The 16683-nt window shown below is 39.4% G+C and carries 15 protein-coding genes and 1 riboswitch; of the genes, 3 read left to right on the top strand and 12 right to left on the bottom strand.

Annotated elements, in window-relative coordinates; all coding sequences use genetic code 11:
* Positions 1–73: 73 nt before the first annotated feature.
* Positions 74–706: an NAD(P)H-dependent oxidoreductase gene (locus tag AC1M9F_RS02485; RefSeq protein WP_481596970.1), complete on the bottom strand. Its 633-nt coding sequence runs from the start codon at positions 704–706 to the stop codon at positions 74–76.
* 41 nt (positions 707–747) lie between these two features.
* The gene (locus AC1M9F_RS02480; protein ID WP_481596969.1) at positions 748–1605 is read right to left on the bottom strand and encodes an SDR family oxidoreductase; all 858 of its coding nucleotides are present in this window, start codon (positions 1603–1605) and stop codon (positions 748–750) included.
* Positions 1606–1733: 128 nt separating this feature from the next.
* On the opposite strand from AC1M9F_RS02480, the gene AC1M9F_RS02475 reads away from it, so the two are divergent.
* The gene (locus AC1M9F_RS02475) at positions 1734–2105 is read left to right on the top strand and encodes a winged helix-turn-helix transcriptional regulator (protein WP_481596968.1); all 372 of its coding nucleotides are present in this window, start codon (positions 1734–1736) and stop codon (positions 2103–2105) included.
* 65 nt (positions 2106–2170) lie between these two features.
* On the top strand, positions 2171–4198 hold the full coding sequence (locus AC1M9F_RS02470) for an AAA family ATPase (protein ID WP_481596967.1): 2028 nt from the start codon (positions 2171–2173) through the stop codon (positions 4196–4198).
* A gap of 24 nt (positions 4199–4222) precedes the next feature.
* On the opposite strand, the gene uca is transcribed toward AC1M9F_RS02470, so the two are convergent.
* From uca to AC1M9F_RS02425, 9 genes are all read right to left on the bottom strand, one after another.
* Positions 4223–7843 carry an urea carboxylase gene (gene uca / locus AC1M9F_RS02465; protein WP_481596966.1) on the bottom strand — a complete coding sequence of 1207 codons (3621 nt, stop codon included), beginning with the start codon at positions 7841–7843 and terminating at the stop codon, positions 4223–4225.
* Positions 7844–7845: 2 nt separating this feature from the next.
* Complete coding sequence (locus AC1M9F_RS02460; RefSeq protein ID WP_481596965.1) at positions 7846–8499, bottom strand: urea amidolyase associated protein UAAP2; 654 nt, start codon at positions 8497–8499, stop codon at positions 7846–7848.
* Between the two features lie 15 nt (positions 8500–8514).
* A complete protein-coding gene (locus AC1M9F_RS02455) occupies positions 8515–9252 on the bottom strand; it encodes an urea amidolyase associated protein UAAP1 (RefSeq protein WP_481596964.1) in 738 nt (245 codons plus the stop codon).
* 28 nt (positions 9253–9280) lie between these two features.
* Positions 9281–9392, bottom strand: a riboswitch (guanidine-I (ykkC/yxkD leader).
* Positions 9393–9624: 232 nt separating this feature from the next.
* Positions 9625–10287, bottom strand: coding sequence for a hypothetical protein (locus AC1M9F_RS02450; protein WP_481596963.1), 663 nt, complete (start codon positions 10285–10287; stop codon positions 9625–9627).
* A 299-nt stretch (positions 10288–10586) separates the two neighbouring features.
* Positions 10587–11504: a LysR family transcriptional regulator gene (locus AC1M9F_RS02445; RefSeq protein WP_092766426.1), complete on the bottom strand. Its 918-nt coding sequence runs from the start codon at positions 11502–11504 to the stop codon at positions 10587–10589.
* Positions 11505–11607: 103 nt separating this feature from the next.
* Positions 11608–12408, bottom strand: a complete 801-nt coding sequence (locus AC1M9F_RS02440; protein ID WP_481596962.1) for a sulfite exporter TauE/SafE family protein — start codon at positions 12406–12408, stop codon at positions 11608–11610.
* Between the two features lie 43 nt (positions 12409–12451).
* Positions 12452–12946 carry a flavin reductase gene (locus AC1M9F_RS02435; protein ID WP_481597117.1) on the bottom strand — a complete coding sequence of 165 codons (495 nt, stop codon included), beginning with the start codon at positions 12944–12946 and terminating at the stop codon, positions 12452–12454.
* Between the two features lie 96 nt (positions 12947–13042).
* The gene (locus AC1M9F_RS02430) at positions 13043–14086 is read right to left on the bottom strand and encodes a methionine synthase (RefSeq protein WP_092766429.1); all 1044 of its coding nucleotides are present in this window, start codon (positions 14084–14086) and stop codon (positions 13043–13045) included.
* A gap of 50 nt (positions 14087–14136) precedes the next feature.
* Positions 14137–15120 carry a putative oxygenase MesX gene (locus AC1M9F_RS02425; RefSeq protein ID WP_481589884.1) on the bottom strand — a complete coding sequence of 328 codons (984 nt, stop codon included), beginning with the start codon at positions 15118–15120 and terminating at the stop codon, positions 14137–14139.
* 336 nt (positions 15121–15456) lie between these two features.
* Between AC1M9F_RS02425 and AC1M9F_RS02420 the strand changes: the two genes are divergently transcribed.
* Entirely contained in the window at positions 15457–16125 is a 669-nt protein-coding gene (locus AC1M9F_RS02420) for an epoxyqueuosine reductase QueH (protein WP_481596961.1), read from the top strand.
* 54 nt (positions 16126–16179) lie between these two features.
* Here the strand turns inward: AC1M9F_RS02420 and AC1M9F_RS02415 are convergent, their stop codons facing one another.
* Positions 16180–16683, bottom strand: a complete 504-nt coding sequence (locus AC1M9F_RS02415; RefSeq protein WP_481596960.1) for a GNAT family N-acetyltransferase — start codon at positions 16681–16683, stop codon at positions 16180–16182.

The raw sequence follows: 16683 nt of genomic DNA, 5'->3' as shown, positions 1-16683 counted from the left end.
AAGACCGCCTTTCTGGAGATAGACGGTCAACTCGAATAGTTATTATTTTGTCTTCTTGTTCTAATGAAATACTTTACTGGATATCAGTGACGAACTCCTCACGCGGAATACGGAATTTCTTCAATCCAATTAACCAATCTTTTTCTGGATTACGGCGACCTAGTGCCAATAGCACCACAGACTTTAAGCCTTTTTCTTTTAAACCTAATAATTCATCCAGACCATCTTTATCAAAACCTTCCATTGGCGTTGCATCTACACCTAACTCAGCTGCTGCCGCAATTGCCATACCAAAACCAATATGAGCCTGTTTTGCAGTATGGTGGTATTGCTGCTCTTCAGTAAACGTCGAGAACAGGTTCTTTAAGTTTTGCACCACATCCATGGTCGTATCTAAAGGTAAATGACGCTCACGATTCATTGCCTTATAGCGTTCATCAATACGCTCGTCTGGAATCGTATCCCAAGCCATAAATACCAAAAGATGCGATGACTGGGTAATTTGCGGTTGATTCAATGCAACTGGTGAAATTTTCTCTTTAAGTTCTTGGTTGCTGATCGAGATAATATGGAACGGTTGTAAGCCCGCTGAGGTCGGTGCTAAACGCGCAGCTTCAAGAATTTGATCGACTAATTCTTGCGGTAGTTTTTCACCAGTCATTTGTTTGGTTGCATAACGCCACTGTAAAGCTTCTAATAATTTCATGTATTTACCTATAATGTTTAAATGTGAATATTTTTAATTCTTTAAGCGTATAAACTCGCCAACATTGATTTGAGTGATTGGCTTGGACGACCTAAAAGTTTTTCTAAATCTTGGCTTTGAACTTCATACTGTTGATGTTTAATATCTACGACTGTGCCATGTGTGAGATAGATCAGAAATTCGGGCAAACCGATTCTTTTTAACAGCTGTTGATAGGCTTCTTCAGTGAGATCGTGATATTCCACTGATATTGTTTTGAGTTGACTTAGCTCATCAGCGATATCTTGATAACTATAAGCTTGGCTGCCGACTAACTCATAGACCTTATTCTCATGATCATTTTGAATTAAGGTATTTGCTATTGCTTCTCCTAACTCTGCTCTTTGCACATAAGGCACTTTTCCTGCACCTCCAGAGAGCTGGATGCCTGTATCGATTACTCCCTCACCGATAATTTGTGGAATCGCTTCTGCATACATGGTGTTGCGTAGAAGTGTATATTTCAGTCCGCTTGCTTTGAGGTAATCTTCAGTTTGAAAATGACTGATCATCAAATCTTTCACCGCTGAATTTTCAATATTTTGAATGGACAAACCTGTGTAATACACATGTTGAACACCTGCTTCACGCGCAGCATCGATGACATTCTTATGTTGTTCAAAGCGATTCATTTCCATCGTTGAAATGAGAAGTAACTTGTCGATACCATGAAAGGCTTTGATCAAACTTTCAGGTTGATTGAAATCTCCTTCACGGACTTCAATATGTTCATTGACATAAGGTTTGGCTTTTTCTAAGTTTCTCGCCAATACAGCAAACTCATTGTTTTGTAGCTGTTGCTTTAATTGTTGCACTACACTTCGCCCTAAATGGCCAGTAGCACCAGTAACTAAAATCATTCAATAACCTTGGATTATTTTTGCAATGATGTAATTTATAGGCGAGTTAAAAAACGAGATCACTATACTGTTGTATAGTGAATTTAGGATTTCATTTGATTAAATTTTATGACGAGATGGGAGGATAGATGGCTGATTTTATGAAAGAGAATGCTGAAACATTAAGCGAGGATGACCAATGTAATTTGATGTTTATTGTGGCACTTAAAAATGCCATGAACGTCATTAATGGCAAATGGAAACTTGCGATTGTTGCAACCATGATTAAACAGCCACGCCGTTTTAATGAGATTGAACGTCTGCTGCAAGGCATTACACCCAGAATGATTTCTAAAGAGCTCAAAGAACTTGAATTGAACAATGTTGTTGAAAAAATTGAGTCTCTTGATGAAACCACGGGTAAAACGACCTCAATGTATGATCTTACGCCATCAGGTCGTGGCCTAGAAAAGTTGATGGTGCAAATGGCGGTTTGGGGACAAGAGCATAGAGAAGCGTGATAGCCTAATTTTCTTTTAAAAGCATAGTATTACTGATAAATTAGCCTCTATATTTAGGGGGCTATATGACAGAAAAACTATATTATTGGGCGGAAAATTTAGAGAATTACACATCAGACAATGATAGAGAAACTGGCTATGATGAAGTTATAGAAATCAAACGACTTAACTTCTTTATTGGTAAAAATAATGCAGGTAAAAGCAGATTTTTACGTGAATTATATAAAACACCTCAAGGCCAGCAAATTTATACTTCTCTTCAATTTAGAAACTTACAGGGTTTCAAAAAAAAGCTTATTCAAAGTAAAAAATATGGTCAAGCAGACACTTACTATATGCATTTTTTGAATGCTGTAAATGAAATTAAGCCCTCGAATATCGGTTCTGCAAAATCCAACTTTTCTAACGCACTTAATTACTTATCAAAATTTGGTCAATTGTCTGGTCTTCTTTCAAATAATAATACACCCCAAGCTGAAGCTTATTTTAGTAAAGAAATTGAGCAAAATTTAAATCCTATTTTTACTAATACCAAATTTTACATCCCTATTCTACGAGGAATGCGTCCAGTAACAGATTTGGACGAAAAATATCCTTATATCGAGCGTGCTCAAAAAGACTATTTCAAGTATCAGAATAAATTTAATAAGGAGAACATAATTACTGGGGAGCGCTTATATTATGAGCTTAAAGTCCACTTATTAGGTGAGCCTAAGCAACGTGAGCTGATACAAGCCTATCAAGAAAAATTAAGCCAATATTTTTTCGATAATGAGCCTGTAACCTTAATTCCTAAATTTGGTAAAGACGAACTAGGAAGTGAAATTGATGTTGTACATATTAAAATTGGGAAAGATGCTCAACGCCCTATATTTGAATTAGGTGATGGTTTACAACAAGCCATTATTTTGACTTATGAGGCATATATAAAAAGTAAAGATAAAGATGGAAATTTTGAAACTCATGCGTTTTTTATTGAAGAACCTGAACTCCACATGCATGCAGGTATGGTTCGTCAATTGATGAATTTCTACTTAAACGAAACACCACATTATTATTTCTTTACCACACATTCAAATCACTTACTTGATATGGCTGACGAATCTGACCAAGTCATGATTCAAAAATTTGTTAAACAACCTAAAAAAGATAGTTCAGGTGAATTTGAGTTTAAAATTTACCGCTGTGACCGAGATCGTGACTTACTTGCTTCTCTCGGTGTACGCCCTTCTTCGGTTTATTTGGCAAACTGTACAATTTGGGTCGAAGGGATTACAGATCGGCTCTATATCACTAAATATATGCAGAAATATTTAGATGTATTAAAACAAGAAGAAGCTTTAAAGCTTGAAGAAAAACCTAATAATTTAGATTTATATAAATTTAGGACATCAGATATTCAAAGATTAATGCCGAATTATCATTACACATTTGTGGAATATGCTGGTAGTAACCTAACACATTGGGATTTTAGTGACGAATTTACTGATCATTTAGATGATTGCGGTATGAATGCTCTCTTAACTTCTAGTAGTGTGTTTCTTATAGCTGATGGTGATATTAAAACTAAAAATAAAGGCATGAAAGCTACAAGTTTAGAAGAAAAACTAGGAAAAAAGTTTTTTCTTTTAGAGTGTAAAGAAACTGAAAATACCCTGCCATCAAACATTATTTATCATGTTTGCCGTATTAAATTTTTAGGTTTAAATGATGCTTTTCAGGATGATGAAACAAAAAGAGATGCTCTTTCCAATCATCTATCCATAGATGGTATGCAAGCAGATACCAAAGAAGGTTTCGAGATTGCAAAGCTAGATTTTTCTAAAAATTATTTCCATGCTAAAAATGGAATTGGAAAAATTATCGATGATCAAATTAAAGATGGTGATCCTAAAACTGACGATGGCAAACCTAAAAAATGTTTTTCCGATCAATCAGGCACTATTAAAGAAAAACTTAAATTTTGTCGCTTAGTTCTAACAGTTATGGATCATGTTGAATGGGAATTAACTGATTCTGCTAAAGAATTATGTGAGAAAATATTCGAACACATTATTTCGGAAAATCCTTTACCAAATAAAAAGACCGCCTAAGCGGTCTTTTTTATTCCAATTTCATCAAGCCACTGGCGCTAACGTAAACAACACCTGCCCTGTTTTCACAGTTTGCCCTTTTTCAATGGTAATCGCTTCAACCTTCATACGTTCAGGCGCAATAATTGGAATCTCAATCTTCATCGCTTCAATGACAGCTAACGTTGCACCTTCTTCCACAATATCCCCTGACTGACATTCAATCTTCCAAATTGAACCCGGCATATGCGATTCCACCGCACAGCCCCCTTCAGGCACTTCTACGCCTTCATCATCATCCACAGCATCTAAACTTTCAGAGACATATTCTGCAAGTCCTGCTTCATGCCAGCGACGGCGTTCAGCATCAAAGTTCGCTTGTTGCACTGACTTAAATGCCGAAATGGACTCTTGGTTTTCAGTTAAGAAGTCGTTGTACTCTTTTAAGTTCAATACACCTTCTTCAATACGAAGTTTTAATCGACCGGCTTTAAAGTCCTCACGCATCTGCATGAGCTCGGACTCAGACACTTCATAGAATTTAATTTGGTCAAAGAAGCGCAGTAACCACGGTTTGCCTTGTTCAAAGTCGGCATTTTTACGGTAGCGTGACCACATTTGTGTAGTACGACCGACAAACTGATAGCCCCCCGGACCTTCCATACCATAGACACACATATAAGCACCGCCAATACCCACGGCATTTTCAGGAGTCCATGTGCGTGCAGGGTTATATTTGGTCGTCACCAAACGCTGACGCGGATCAAGTGGTGTTGCGACAGGTGCACCCAAATACACATCGCCCAAGCCCATGACCAAATAATTTGCGTCATACACCACGTCTTTTACGGCTTGTTTGTCTTTTAAGCCATTAATCCGACGGATAAATTCAATGTTGTCCGGACACCAAGGTGCATCAGGTCGCACGGTTTGCATATAGCGTTCGGTTGCCAATTGGGTTTGTGAATCTTCCCAAGCAAGTGGTAAATACACGGTACGAGATGGTACTTGCATCTCGGTCACATCAGGCAGTTCAGCTTCAGCCACTTGTAATAAACGCAGTAAATCAAGTTGATCGAGTTTTAATGAGTCAAAATGGATTTGTAATGAACGAATCCCCGGGGTCAGGTCGATAATGCCCTGAATATTTTGCTTTTGAACCCATTGCATCAGCGCATGAATACGGAAACGTAAGTTCAGATCAAGTACTAACTCACCATATTCCACCAACATGTAGTTGTTACCCGCAGGACGATACACCACATCAGGTGTACCATCTTTACCTTTTAAGGTATCAAGCACGGCGTTTTTCAGTGTAGATAGCTCAGGATAGAACGACTCATCAAATGCCACCGCTTGTGTATCTGAAGCTTCTAACTGTGCATGATATTTTTCATTTAAGAGTTTAGCTTGGTGATAGCTGACAGGTACAAATTTCACTTTATCACCCGCTTTAAGCTGACCGAGTTTCCATAGCTCAGAGTTGATCACCACCGCAGGACATACAAAGCCGCCCAAACTTGGGCCATCTGGACCCAAAATAATCGGCATATCACCGGTGAAATCAATCGCACCAATCGCATAGGCATTGTCATGAATATTCGATGGATGCAGACCCGCTTCACCACCATCCTCACGTGCCCATTCAGGTTTTGGACCAATGAGACGAATACCGGTACGGCTTGAGTTAAAGTGAATCTCAAAGGTACTGGCAAAGAAAGTATCAATGTCATTTTTGGTAAAGAAATCAGGCGCACCATGCGGGCCATACATCACCGCAATTTCCCATTCATGGCTAAATGACGGCACTTGTTCAGGTGCAAGAGCTTTAATTTCATCGCTTGTGAATGCTGTAATTGGGAGCATATCGCCAATCAGTAAGTTACGCCCGGCATGACCACCAAACTGACCCAAGGTAAAAGTCGCTTGTGAGCCGAGATATTCAGGCACATTCAGACCACCTTTGATGCCGATATAAGTCCGGCAACCTGTCGCGATTTTGCCACATTTGAGAATCTGACCTTTACGCACATTCACGGTTTGCCACATCGGAACTTGAGCACCATCTAGTGTTGATGGCATATCACCACCGGCAAGCACGATTTGACTGTCACAATGGAATTTTAGAGTTGGACCTTGTAACGTACATTCAAGCCCTGCGGTGTTATAGGCGTTGCCAAGTAATTGGTTTGCAACATTCAGTGATAATGGGTCAATCGCACCGGATGGTGGCACACCGACATCCCAATAGCCCAAACGCCCTGTGACATCTTGCACGGCAGTTTGAATACCCGCTTGCAACACTTCAACCTTTTGGGTTTTCCACTCAAAGGTATTGAGGAAGCGTGTGGTTTGTGTCCCTGCTTTAAACACATCACAGTCGATAATGTTTTGTAAATATTCAAGATTGGTTTCAATCCCTGCAACTGAAGTTTTCGCCAAAGTATACGTCATGGCTTGAATCGCAGAAGCACGATCGCCTGCTGTGACAATGATTTTAGCAATCATCGGGTCATAGAAAGACGATACATTCGAGCCTGTTTCGACCCATGTTTCATTTCGGGCATTAGCATCAAACTCAACATGTGTCAGTAAACCGGCACTGGGTTGGAAGTTTTTAATTGGATCTTCAGCGTATAAACGCACTTGAATCGAATGACCTTTGGATTCGAGTTTTTCAGTTGGCGCAGTCCAGTCACCGCTGGCCAATGTCACCATCCATTCGACCAAGTCCACACCAAAGACTTGCTCAGTCACGCCATGTTCGACTTGTAGACGGGTATTCACTTCCAAGAAATAGAATGCTTGTGTGTCAGTATCCATCACAAATTCAACCGTACCGGCAGAACGGTAGTTCACCGATTGCATCAGTTGAATGGCAACATTTTGGATATAGGCACGTTGTTCATCATTGATATGCGGTGCCGGGGTTTCCTCAATCACTTTTTGGTTACGACGCTGTACCGAACAATCACGCTCACCGAGTGCGATCACCTGCCCTTGGCCATCACCAAAAATTTGCACTTCGATATGACGGGCATTTTGTACAAATTTTTCAAGATACAAACCGGCATCTTTAAAGTTGGCTTGGGCTAAATAGGATACGGTTGCATAGGCATCTTTCAGTTCAGCTTCGTTCCAGACCAAGCGCATGCCGATCCCACCGCCACCTGCGGTACTTTTCAGCATCACAGGATAACCAATACGATTCGCTTCCGTTAAGGCTTCAGCTTCATCTGCAAGTAATTGACTACCCGGTAATAATGGCACATTGGCTTGAATTGCAAGCTCACGCGCCGTGTGTTTCAGACCAAAGGCACGCATCTGCGCAGAATTTGGTCCAATAAAAGCAATACCCTGTGATTCACATAGGTCGCAGAATTCAGCATTTTCAGACAAGAAGCCATAACCTGGGTGAATCGCTTGTGCGCCGGTTTGATTAGCCACTTCTAAAATTTTATCGACATTTAAATAGCTTTGGCTCGCTGGTGCTTCACCGATATAGACCGCTTCATCGGCCAAAGTCACATGCAATGAATCACGATCCGCTTCCGAATAGACTGCAACAGATTGGATACCTAATTTTTTAAGGGTACGAATGACACGACACGCAATTGCACCACGGTTGGCGATTAGAACTTTATTCAGTCCATATTTTTTAGTCATGGTTATGCGTCCTCGCCGTCACGAATGATCAATTGAATTTTGGTTGGGTTATAGGCATTACAAGGATTATTCAGTTGTGGGCAGTTGGAGATCAGCACGATCAAATCCATTTCCGCTTTAATTTCCACATATTTACCCGGTGCAGAAATACCATCATCAAACTTTAGATGTCCCTCAGAGGTCACGGGCACATTCATAAAAAAGTTAATATTTGGACCGATGTGACGCACGTTTAAGCCGTGTTTTTTGGCAATTGGATGCTGAGACAGCGCAATCATGAAATTGTTACGGCAACTGTGCATTGGATATTTGTCATGTGCATAACGAACGGTGTTACTTTCACATGAACAAGCACCGCCTAAGGTGTCATGGCGACCGCAGTTATCATCATGAATGGTGGCAATTTTGTTGCCAAAGTTGGTGTATAAAGCTGTACCTTTTTCTAAATAGATTTGTTTATTAATCGCTAAGGTATCAGTTGCGCTATAGCGTTCTTCAGGGTTTGACGCAGAGATAAAGAGCGTATCTACCGCTTGGTTGCCTTCTAAATCCACAATACGGAAATATTGCCCTTTTTTGACTTCGCACATCCATGCTTCACCAGCTGGACAAACTTCGCTTAAAACTGATTTTTCTAATTTTACGAGTGCAGTCATGTTGTATTCTCCCAATTAAGCGCTGAGTGCGTAGTAACGATTATTGTTTTGAAATGCACGCTGATTTTGCGGGCATGAATCACGACATACATCGCTGTCGCTTAAAGGAAGTGCTTTGTATAAAGACAATTGAACATCGGCAGGCGCATATTCCGTGCTGTTATCTAAAGCATGCGGTGCGGATGATATGAACACCAAGCAATCCATTTCAAAGCGGAGTTCAATCACTTGATTCGTATTGTCAGATGCTACATAGTTAAGATTGCCACTGTCATCCGGTTGCACTTTAGAAAACAGATTTAAAGTACTGCTCAGATCTGTTGCAGATAAGCCAAATTTGGTCATTTCAAGCAGTAAAGAATCTTTGCCGTTACGGTACATGTCGTTGCGTGCATCTTGAAAGGTTTTTGAACCAAATTGTTGTTCAATTTGTTGTGCGGTACTTGGTGCACAAAATGCATCATTCCAACCGTGGTCGTCTTTGACAATGGAAATCATCGCGCGACCTAGGTCAGATGCAAGGATATGTCCTGTACTTAAAAATGCCGTATGTTGCCCTTTTAAGCTGTCTGGCATGTTGTAGCGTTCGAGCTTATCTTCGCTATTGATGCAGTACAGTGCCACATTGGCATTTTTGCCTAAGGATTTAACTTGTAGTACTGCGCCACGCTGAATACGTGCTGACCAGTGGTGTCCACCCGGTAAACGTTCTGTCCAAAGGACTTGATCTTCGTGATAGTTTATTGTGCTCATATGCATCCATCCCAATCTTTTACGGTTTACCTCCCGGGCTTTTATCCCTCCGTGTAGCTTGAGCTTGCAACTTAAGCCGTGAACTCTCGGTCGCAGACCTACATGAAACTTCATGTATCGGAACCCTAGATCACTTTATGATGATGTAGATAGATGCAAAGGCTGTGCCAAAGTAATACTTTTTTTTATTTTAGTATTACTATCGCTTGATATATAACATTTCTCTTAGAGCTGATTGTATTGAACGGAACTTTATTGAAGTAAACCTGTTGAATCAGTCGGAGTAAAGAATACTCGGTAAGCACCGAAATTAACCTGCGTGCAATTTTCTTGTGCAAAGAAAAAAGCTAACTCGTGATTCTATTCTGTTTGTTATGAGCGTTTATTTTCTGATTGCTTAAGTAGGTTTAGACTCTGGTTGATATCACGCACAGTGATTAACTTAAAAATCATAACTAAGCTTCCAAGTGCTACGAACAAAAGAAATACAAGTAAAATGATTAAAGTCATCCCTGTGTTTAATGCGCTATCTGAGGTATAACGAGCTAAAAACCAAGTAAAATTTGAAAATATAAAAAAAGCTAAAGAACCGGTGACGGTATATAAGGCACCATACGCTAACCCTTTAAAGACTAATTCCCGTTCTGAATAAATACATTGAATTTCTCCATTTTCAACTTTAAAAAACTTCCAAGTAGTGCGAAGGGACTTCACTAAGTAAAAATAGTAATCTGCATATTTACGTATAAGTATATCGGTTAAAAATGAAGGAATCTCGACACCGCCATTGAGTTGATCACTGGCAATTTTCTTCAAAAAAGGATCTATTGTTTTATTCGGGCTTACAGAGATAAATTCTCGAATGTAAAAAGATGCAGCCTCATATAAATTTTTATTTTCATTAAAACTTTTCAGACTCACAAAATACGTTTTTCGACCGTAAAAGACAGCAACGATGCCTATCAGCGTCGTACAGATAATCGAAAATAAGCTGAGATAGTCTGAAACTGAAAAAGAAGGTATGAGTTGTATCATGGATATAATCTTAAATTTATAATGTATTGAGTTTTATAATTAAAAAACCACTTAGATAAATGACCAAAATAATGGACAATGGACTGAGATCAAATCGTTTACTTTCTACAAACAGATGATGAGTCCAATGTCTCGATGTCAGACATCAATCTTAGTTAAAAAAGTATAATCAAAAGCAAAAAATTCGTCTTCATACAAATAATAGCGTCTATCTAATTTTCATCTTAACTTCGCTCATTATTGATATGAAGATTCATTCGAGGTTCAATCTTCACTTTATTCAGAATGATTAAACTTTCTTACATGTAATAGAGTTTTCTTGATTCTGAAAATTTAGCTAATTTTTTTATAAATGAATCGAAATAATCTTTTTCCTTATCTTCAGTTCGAAAACCTGCATATAAAGTACGCCTTAACCCCTCTGGTGCAACGCAATCTAGGCGACGTGAAGTGACCCACCCTTTGGTTTCATATTCGTTTACCACCCAATCTGGTAAAGCTGCGATTCCACGCCCACTTGCGACTAACTGAATCAGCATCTGGGTCAGATCTGTGGTTCGAATATTTTTTGGAAGAATATTTGCAGGAATGAACAACTTCGACATGATATCTAAACGATGTTTGTCTACTGGAAATGTAATCAGCGTTTCATCAGCTAAATCTTGAACAGTAATGTTTTTTGCACGTACCAAAGGATGTGTTGTAGATAAAACAAGTCGTGATTCATATTCAAATACTGGGAAATATTCAACTCCCTTTAATGCAATTGGGTCTGCAGTAATCAACAAATCAAATTCGCCATTTTGTAGCAATTCATGAGGATTTGCTTCAAACCCTGATGCGAAATCTAAATCAACATCAGGATATTGGTTTCGATACTGATTTAATATCGGCATGAGCCAATCAAAACAACTATGGCATTCTGAAGAAAATGTAATTCTACCAGTTTGCCCATGGATAATACGCGTGATATCGCTTTGAGCAATCTGAACTTGCGGTAAAATTTCATCCGCTAACTGCAACAGTCTTAAGCCAACATTAGAAAAAGTAATTGGTCTCGTCTTGCGGTTGACGACTTCAACCCCCATCCACTGATCAAGCTCACGTAACTGATGAGATACGGCTGAAGGTGTAATGCAGAGATCACTCGCTGCAGCGACTAAAGAGCCATGCTCTCTCAAAGCCAATAGCATTTTCAAATGTTTTAGTTCGATCATATGGGAAAAAACTCAAATCATGATCCCTCTAGGGACATATTAAAATCTTCGCTTTAGCCCACATTAAGTGAGCTATCTAGGCTGATAAGACATTTGGGTGAAATTAAATCAATCCTTTTACAAGGAAGATACTTCCTATGATAACCAACAAGACAGCGAAACATTTCTTTAACATTGCTGGCGATAAGGCATGTGCAGTTTTGGCACCAAATTTTGCTGTTATAAAACTCATCACACTAATGCCAATGAAAGCATAAATATGAACATACCCGATGGTATTCGGCACATTGATCTCAGCAGTCATACCAAAAACCATAAACCCTATAGCACCAGCTAGAGCTATTGGTAATCCACAAGCAGCAGATGTACCGACAGACTTTTGCATCACCACCCCATAACGATTCAGATATGGAACGGTCAGACTACCACCACCAATTCCAAAGAGTGCCGATGCAATCCCAATGACACTACCTGCTGCAACTTGCTGACTTGATGAAGGAAGAGTCATTGTTGAATTAATTGCTTTGTTCGAGCCTGTAAACATAGTATACGCCACCCAAATCAAAAATAAGCCGACCATGATTTGAAGATGTAATCCCGATAACAAACCAGCAATTCCAGCACCTGCAAAACAGCCGATGGCCATGGGTAGAGCTAGATTTTTAAATACAGGCCATATCACAGCACCATTTTTATGGTGTGCCATTAATGAGCTAATCGAAGTGACAACGATTGTTGCTAAAGATGTTCCTAGTGCCAGATGCATAATGACATCAGGATCATAACCCATTTGGGTAAAGACAATAAAAAGTAGTGGCACAATAATCGTACCACCGCCTACACCAAACAGCCCAGCCGCAAAACCAGCAAATGCACCGATGATTAAAAAGGTTATAAGTTCCACAATAGACTAACTTTTAAAAAGATGAAGGGATTAAGGGGTTGAGTTAAGCGTGTTCCAACTGACCCACTTGATGATAAGCACGGTTAAAGTACACCAAACTTTCTTCTTGATTACTTTGCTTTACTGCAGTCACACGGCATAAAAAAATACTATGTGTACCGACTTGTTGAATATTCTCAATCTCGCAATCAAAACTGACTAAAGCATCTTCTAAAATCGGCGACCCAGTTTTTAAATCACTCCAATCACCTAGTCTGAAACGATCTTCTGAGCTGAGCTTGCTTGAAGCAAAAGCATTCGAAAGCTGTTCATGCTGAGTACTCAGTACGTTTACAGCTAAGATTTTATTTTCAACAAAATGTACATGTGAACGAGAGGACTGATTCATACAGACTAATAGTGTTGGCGGAGTATCTGTGACACTACATACCGCAGATGCAGTAAAGCCATGCATCCCTGCTTCGCCTGTGGTTGTAATCACATTTACCGCAGTTGTAAGTAAAGACATTGCATTTCTAAAGTCTGTTGCTTCAATCATCTCTTTCATCTCAAATATACATATGACGTGTCGTACATTAGACAGAACAAATGATCTTGCGACGATTTGCCCTGATTAATACAAGACTACGTTTGATTAAGCTTCTAGCTCTTTACGGACAATGGCAGCTCCAGCACTTAAAGCCTCAAGCTTGCCACGTGCCACTTGACGAGAGAGCGGCGTCATACCACAGTTCGTTGATGGATAAAGCTTATCCGCGTCCACAAATTGCAAAGCTTTACGCAGGGTATTCGCGACTTCTTCTGCGGTTTCAACTTGATTAGTTGCCACATCAATTGCACCGACCATGACTTTCTTACCACGAATCAATTCAATCAAATCCATTGGCACACGTGAGTTTTGGCATTCAAGCGAAATAATATCGAGCTTAGATTGTTGTAGCTTAGGAAATGACTCTTCGTATTGACGCCATTCATTACCCAAAGTTTGTTTCCAATCGGTATTGGCTTTAATACCGTAACCGTAGCAAATATGAACCGCAGTTTCACATTTTAAACCTTCAAGTGCACGCTCTAGGGTTGGTACCCCCCAATCATTTACTTCATCGAAGAATACGTTAAACGCCGGTTCATCGAATTGGATAATATCCACGCCTGCTGCTTCAAGCTCTAAAGCTTCTTGGTTTAAAATTTTGGCAAATTCCCAAGCCAATTTTTCACGGCTCTTGTAGTGACCATCAAATAAAGTATCAATCATGGTCATTGGACCAGGCAACGCCCATTTAATTGGCTGATTGGTTTGGCTACGCAAGAATTTCGCATCTTCAACAAATACCGCTTGTTTACGAGAAACTTCGCCCACAACAGAAGGTACACTTGCATCATAACGATTACGAATACGCATGGTTTCACGCTTTTCGAAATCCACACCTTCAAGATGCTCAATAAATGTAGTGACGAAGTGCTGACGGGTTTGTTCACCATCACTCACGATATCAATACCAGCAGTGACTTGCTCATGTAATGATAATTTCAATGCATCACGTTTTGCCTCAAGAAGCTCTTCCCCTTCGAGTTTCCATGCAGACCATAGTTTTTCAGGCTCAGCTAACCAAGATGGTTTCGGTAAACTACCCGCAGTTGAAGTTGGGAGTAATAATTTCGGTGGTGTAAGTGCCATGTCTAATCTTCTTTCTCTAAATTCGTGAATCTGTATATCAATTGGATGTTTTAAGCAGCTGTTTCGACTTCGAAATTTTCAGCCCATTCATTTAAAATGTCTTGATAAGGCTTAATGAAATTTTCTTCTGTCCATTTACCTTGTTTGACTGCTAACTCAGCACGTTCTACACGGTCATAAACAATACGAGTTAGTGAGTAGTCGCCATAGCTTAAGCTTGGTTTATATTCCACGCCTGCTGGTGAGTTAGTATTGTAAATTTCAGGACGGTAGATTTTTTGAAAGCTTTCCATAGTTGCAATCGCACTGATCAATTCAAAATCAGTGTAATCACGAAGTAAATCTCCAGCGAAATAGAATGCGAGTGGTGCGTTACCACCTTCAGGTTTGAAATAACGTACACGTAAGCCCATTTTGGCAAAATATTCATCGGTACGTGAATATTCATCATTTTTGTATTCCACACCCAAAATAGGATGTACGTTGGTGGTACGGTAATAGGTTTTAGAGGTTGAAACACTTAAGCAAATTACCGGTTCTTTGTTGAATTCTGCTTTAAATACTGCTGAATTCACCAGATGTTTATACAATTTGCCATGTAGATTACCAAAATCTTCAGGTTTTTCACCCACGCCACAACCCAACTGAGGCAATACCACACTGAAGTCATAATCACGCACATAAGATGAGAAGCTATTGCCAATCATACCTTCAATACGTTCACCTGTTTGGTGATCAATCACCACACTTTTCAGTGTTTCAATAAATGGGAAAGTTTGTCCATTGCCTTCGATATCAATTTCTGCAGAAATGATGTCGATCTCAAGTGAATAGCGATCACCTTTAGGATTATCGACAGTCGCCAAGCTATTAAAACGGTTGTTGATCATCGCAAGTGTACGGCGCAGATTTTCCTGACGACTTTCACCACGAGCCAAATTAGCAAAGTTCGTAGTCAAACGTGTACTTTCTGCTGGCGTATAGTTTTCATCAAAACGGATACGTTTAATTGAACACTCAAATGCTGTACTCATGGAGATTGCCACCTAAAATTTTATAAAAAGCTAAATTTCTGAATGGCTGTATTTAAACGTGAATAATAAAGTGAGTAAAACGATATAAATTCAGCTTAAGATGAGAATCCCTCATGTTAAAGCATATTCGCTATTTCAAAGCGATTTAGAATAGATGAGCTAACTTATCCATGCAGTTAATGAGTAGATCACTGGTATACGGATGCGATTCCGTTCACTCAAATGGTGCTCAAGTGAATTTATCTCAACCTAACCTTAGAAAATATCAGCTTATAAGAGGTTTAATTATCTACTCAATCTTTAAAATATAGGGTTTAAATTTAAACCTATATAACCATGTCAAACAAACTTGAACGTCAAAAACTGTCTCTCCCAGCAGGTCACGACAAACTTCTACTTCATTCCTGCTGTGCACCATGCTCGGGTGAAGTGATGGAAACCCTGATTGAATCAGGCATCAACTTTTCGATCTTTTTTTATAACCCCAATATTCATCCTGTCAAAGAATATGAAATTCGTAAAGAAGAAAATATTCGCTTTGCCGAAAAACATAACATTCCTTTTATCGACTGTGATTACGATACAGACAATTGGTTTGCACGCGCCAAAGGTATGGAAAATGAACCTGAAAAAGGCATTCGTTGTACTATGTGTTTTGACATGCGTTTTGAACGTACAGCTTTATATGCAGCTGAAAATGGCTTCAGTCTAATAAGTAGTTCGCTTGGTATTTCCCGTTGGAAAGATATGAAGCAAATCAACGACTGTGGTCATCGTTCAGCTTCACATTATGAAGGGATAACTTATTGGGATTACAACTGGCGTAAGAATGGTGGTGATGTGCGTATGCTCGAAATCAGCAAAAAAGAGGAGTTTTACCAACAGGAATATTGTGGTTGCGTCTATTCCTTACGTGATACTAATCGTTGGCGTATGAGCCAAGGGCGTGATCGCATCAAAATAGGTGTGAAATTCTATTCAAATGCTCTGGATGATCTAGACTGATTACTTCAGTATTTAGCTATAATCTATATAAATAATCAAGCTTATGGCTAAATTTCAAAATTGTTGATCAGATTTTATAGTTTTTAACATATGAATGGTATCGTAAGTTTTTAACCATTCACGTTTAATCACGTCGAAACCTTGTAAACGCCAAAATTGCTCCGCTGCAGGTAAAAAGGGATGTGTATGCAAATACAAGGTTTCTATGCCGTGTTGCTCGGCATGTGTAAATAATAACTGACACAGTTGCGTGGCAATGCCTTGTCGACGATATTCAGGCAGTACAAAAAGTTTGACCACCTCAACAGCACCTTCAGCAATATCCAAATCAAAACGTCCGTCATAGGCACGGTAAGCAAGCGTTGCAATAATTTTGGCTTGATTTTTGACCACGATAAAACAGCCTAAAGGACTGTCCACATAGTACTGCTCAAACTGGGCAATATCTTTTGGAATACAAGCACCATACAGTTCTGGAAATAAAAGCTGCCGTGAATCTAAAGCAAATTGAATGACAGATTGATCAGCGGATTGCAGTGTTTCATAGGATAAATTCAT

This window comes from Acinetobacter sp. ANC_7504, from assembly GCF_056779995.1.
This window is presented reverse-complemented; position numbering and strand designations above follow the sequence as displayed.

Excerpts from the sequence above, each read along its gene's own strand:
- AC1M9F_RS02485 (WP_481596970.1), bottom strand. The coding sequence starts at position 706 with ATGAAATTATTAGAAGCTTTACAGTGGCGTTATGCAACCAAACAAATG.
- AC1M9F_RS02480 (WP_481596969.1), bottom strand. The coding sequence starts at position 1,605 with ATGATTTTAGTTACTGGTGCTACTGGCCATTTAGGGCGAAGTGTAGTG.
- AC1M9F_RS02475 (WP_481596968.1), top strand. The coding sequence starts at position 1,734 with ATGGCTGATTTTATGAAAGAGAATGCTGAAACATTAAGCGAGGATGAC.
- AC1M9F_RS02470 (WP_481596967.1), top strand. The coding sequence starts at position 2,171 with ATGACAGAAAAACTATATTATTGGGCGGAAAATTTAGAGAATTACACA.
- uca (WP_481596966.1), bottom strand. The coding sequence starts at position 7,843 with ATGACTAAAAAATATGGACTGAATAAAGTTCTAATCGCCAACCGTGGT.
- AC1M9F_RS02460 (WP_481596965.1), bottom strand. The coding sequence starts at position 8,499 with ATGACTGCACTCGTAAAATTAGAAAAATCAGTTTTAAGCGAAGTTTGT.
- AC1M9F_RS02455 (WP_481596964.1), bottom strand. The coding sequence starts at position 9,252 with ATGAGCACAATAAACTATCACGAAGATCAAGTCCTTTGGACAGAACGT.
- AC1M9F_RS02450 (WP_481596963.1), bottom strand. The coding sequence starts at position 10,287 with ATGATACAACTCATACCTTCTTTTTCAGTTTCAGACTATCTCAGCTTA.
- AC1M9F_RS02445 (WP_092766426.1), bottom strand. The coding sequence starts at position 11,504 with ATGATCGAACTAAAACATTTGAAAATGCTATTGGCTTTGAGAGAGCAT.
- AC1M9F_RS02435 (WP_481597117.1), bottom strand. The coding sequence starts at position 12,946 with ATGATTGAAGCAACAGACTTTAGAAATGCAATGTCTTTACTTACAACT.
- AC1M9F_RS02430 (WP_092766429.1), bottom strand. The coding sequence starts at position 14,086 with ATGGCACTTACACCACCGAAATTATTACTCCCAACTTCAACTGCGGGT.
- AC1M9F_RS02425 (WP_481589884.1), bottom strand. The coding sequence starts at position 15,120 with ATGAGTACAGCATTTGAGTGTTCAATTAAACGTATCCGTTTTGATGAA.
- AC1M9F_RS02420 (WP_481596961.1), top strand. The coding sequence starts at position 15,457 with ATGTCAAACAAACTTGAACGTCAAAAACTGTCTCTCCCAGCAGGTCAC.
- AC1M9F_RS02415 (WP_481596960.1), bottom strand. The coding sequence starts at position 16,683 with ATGAATTTATCCTATGAAACACTGCAATCCGCTGATCAATCTGTCATT.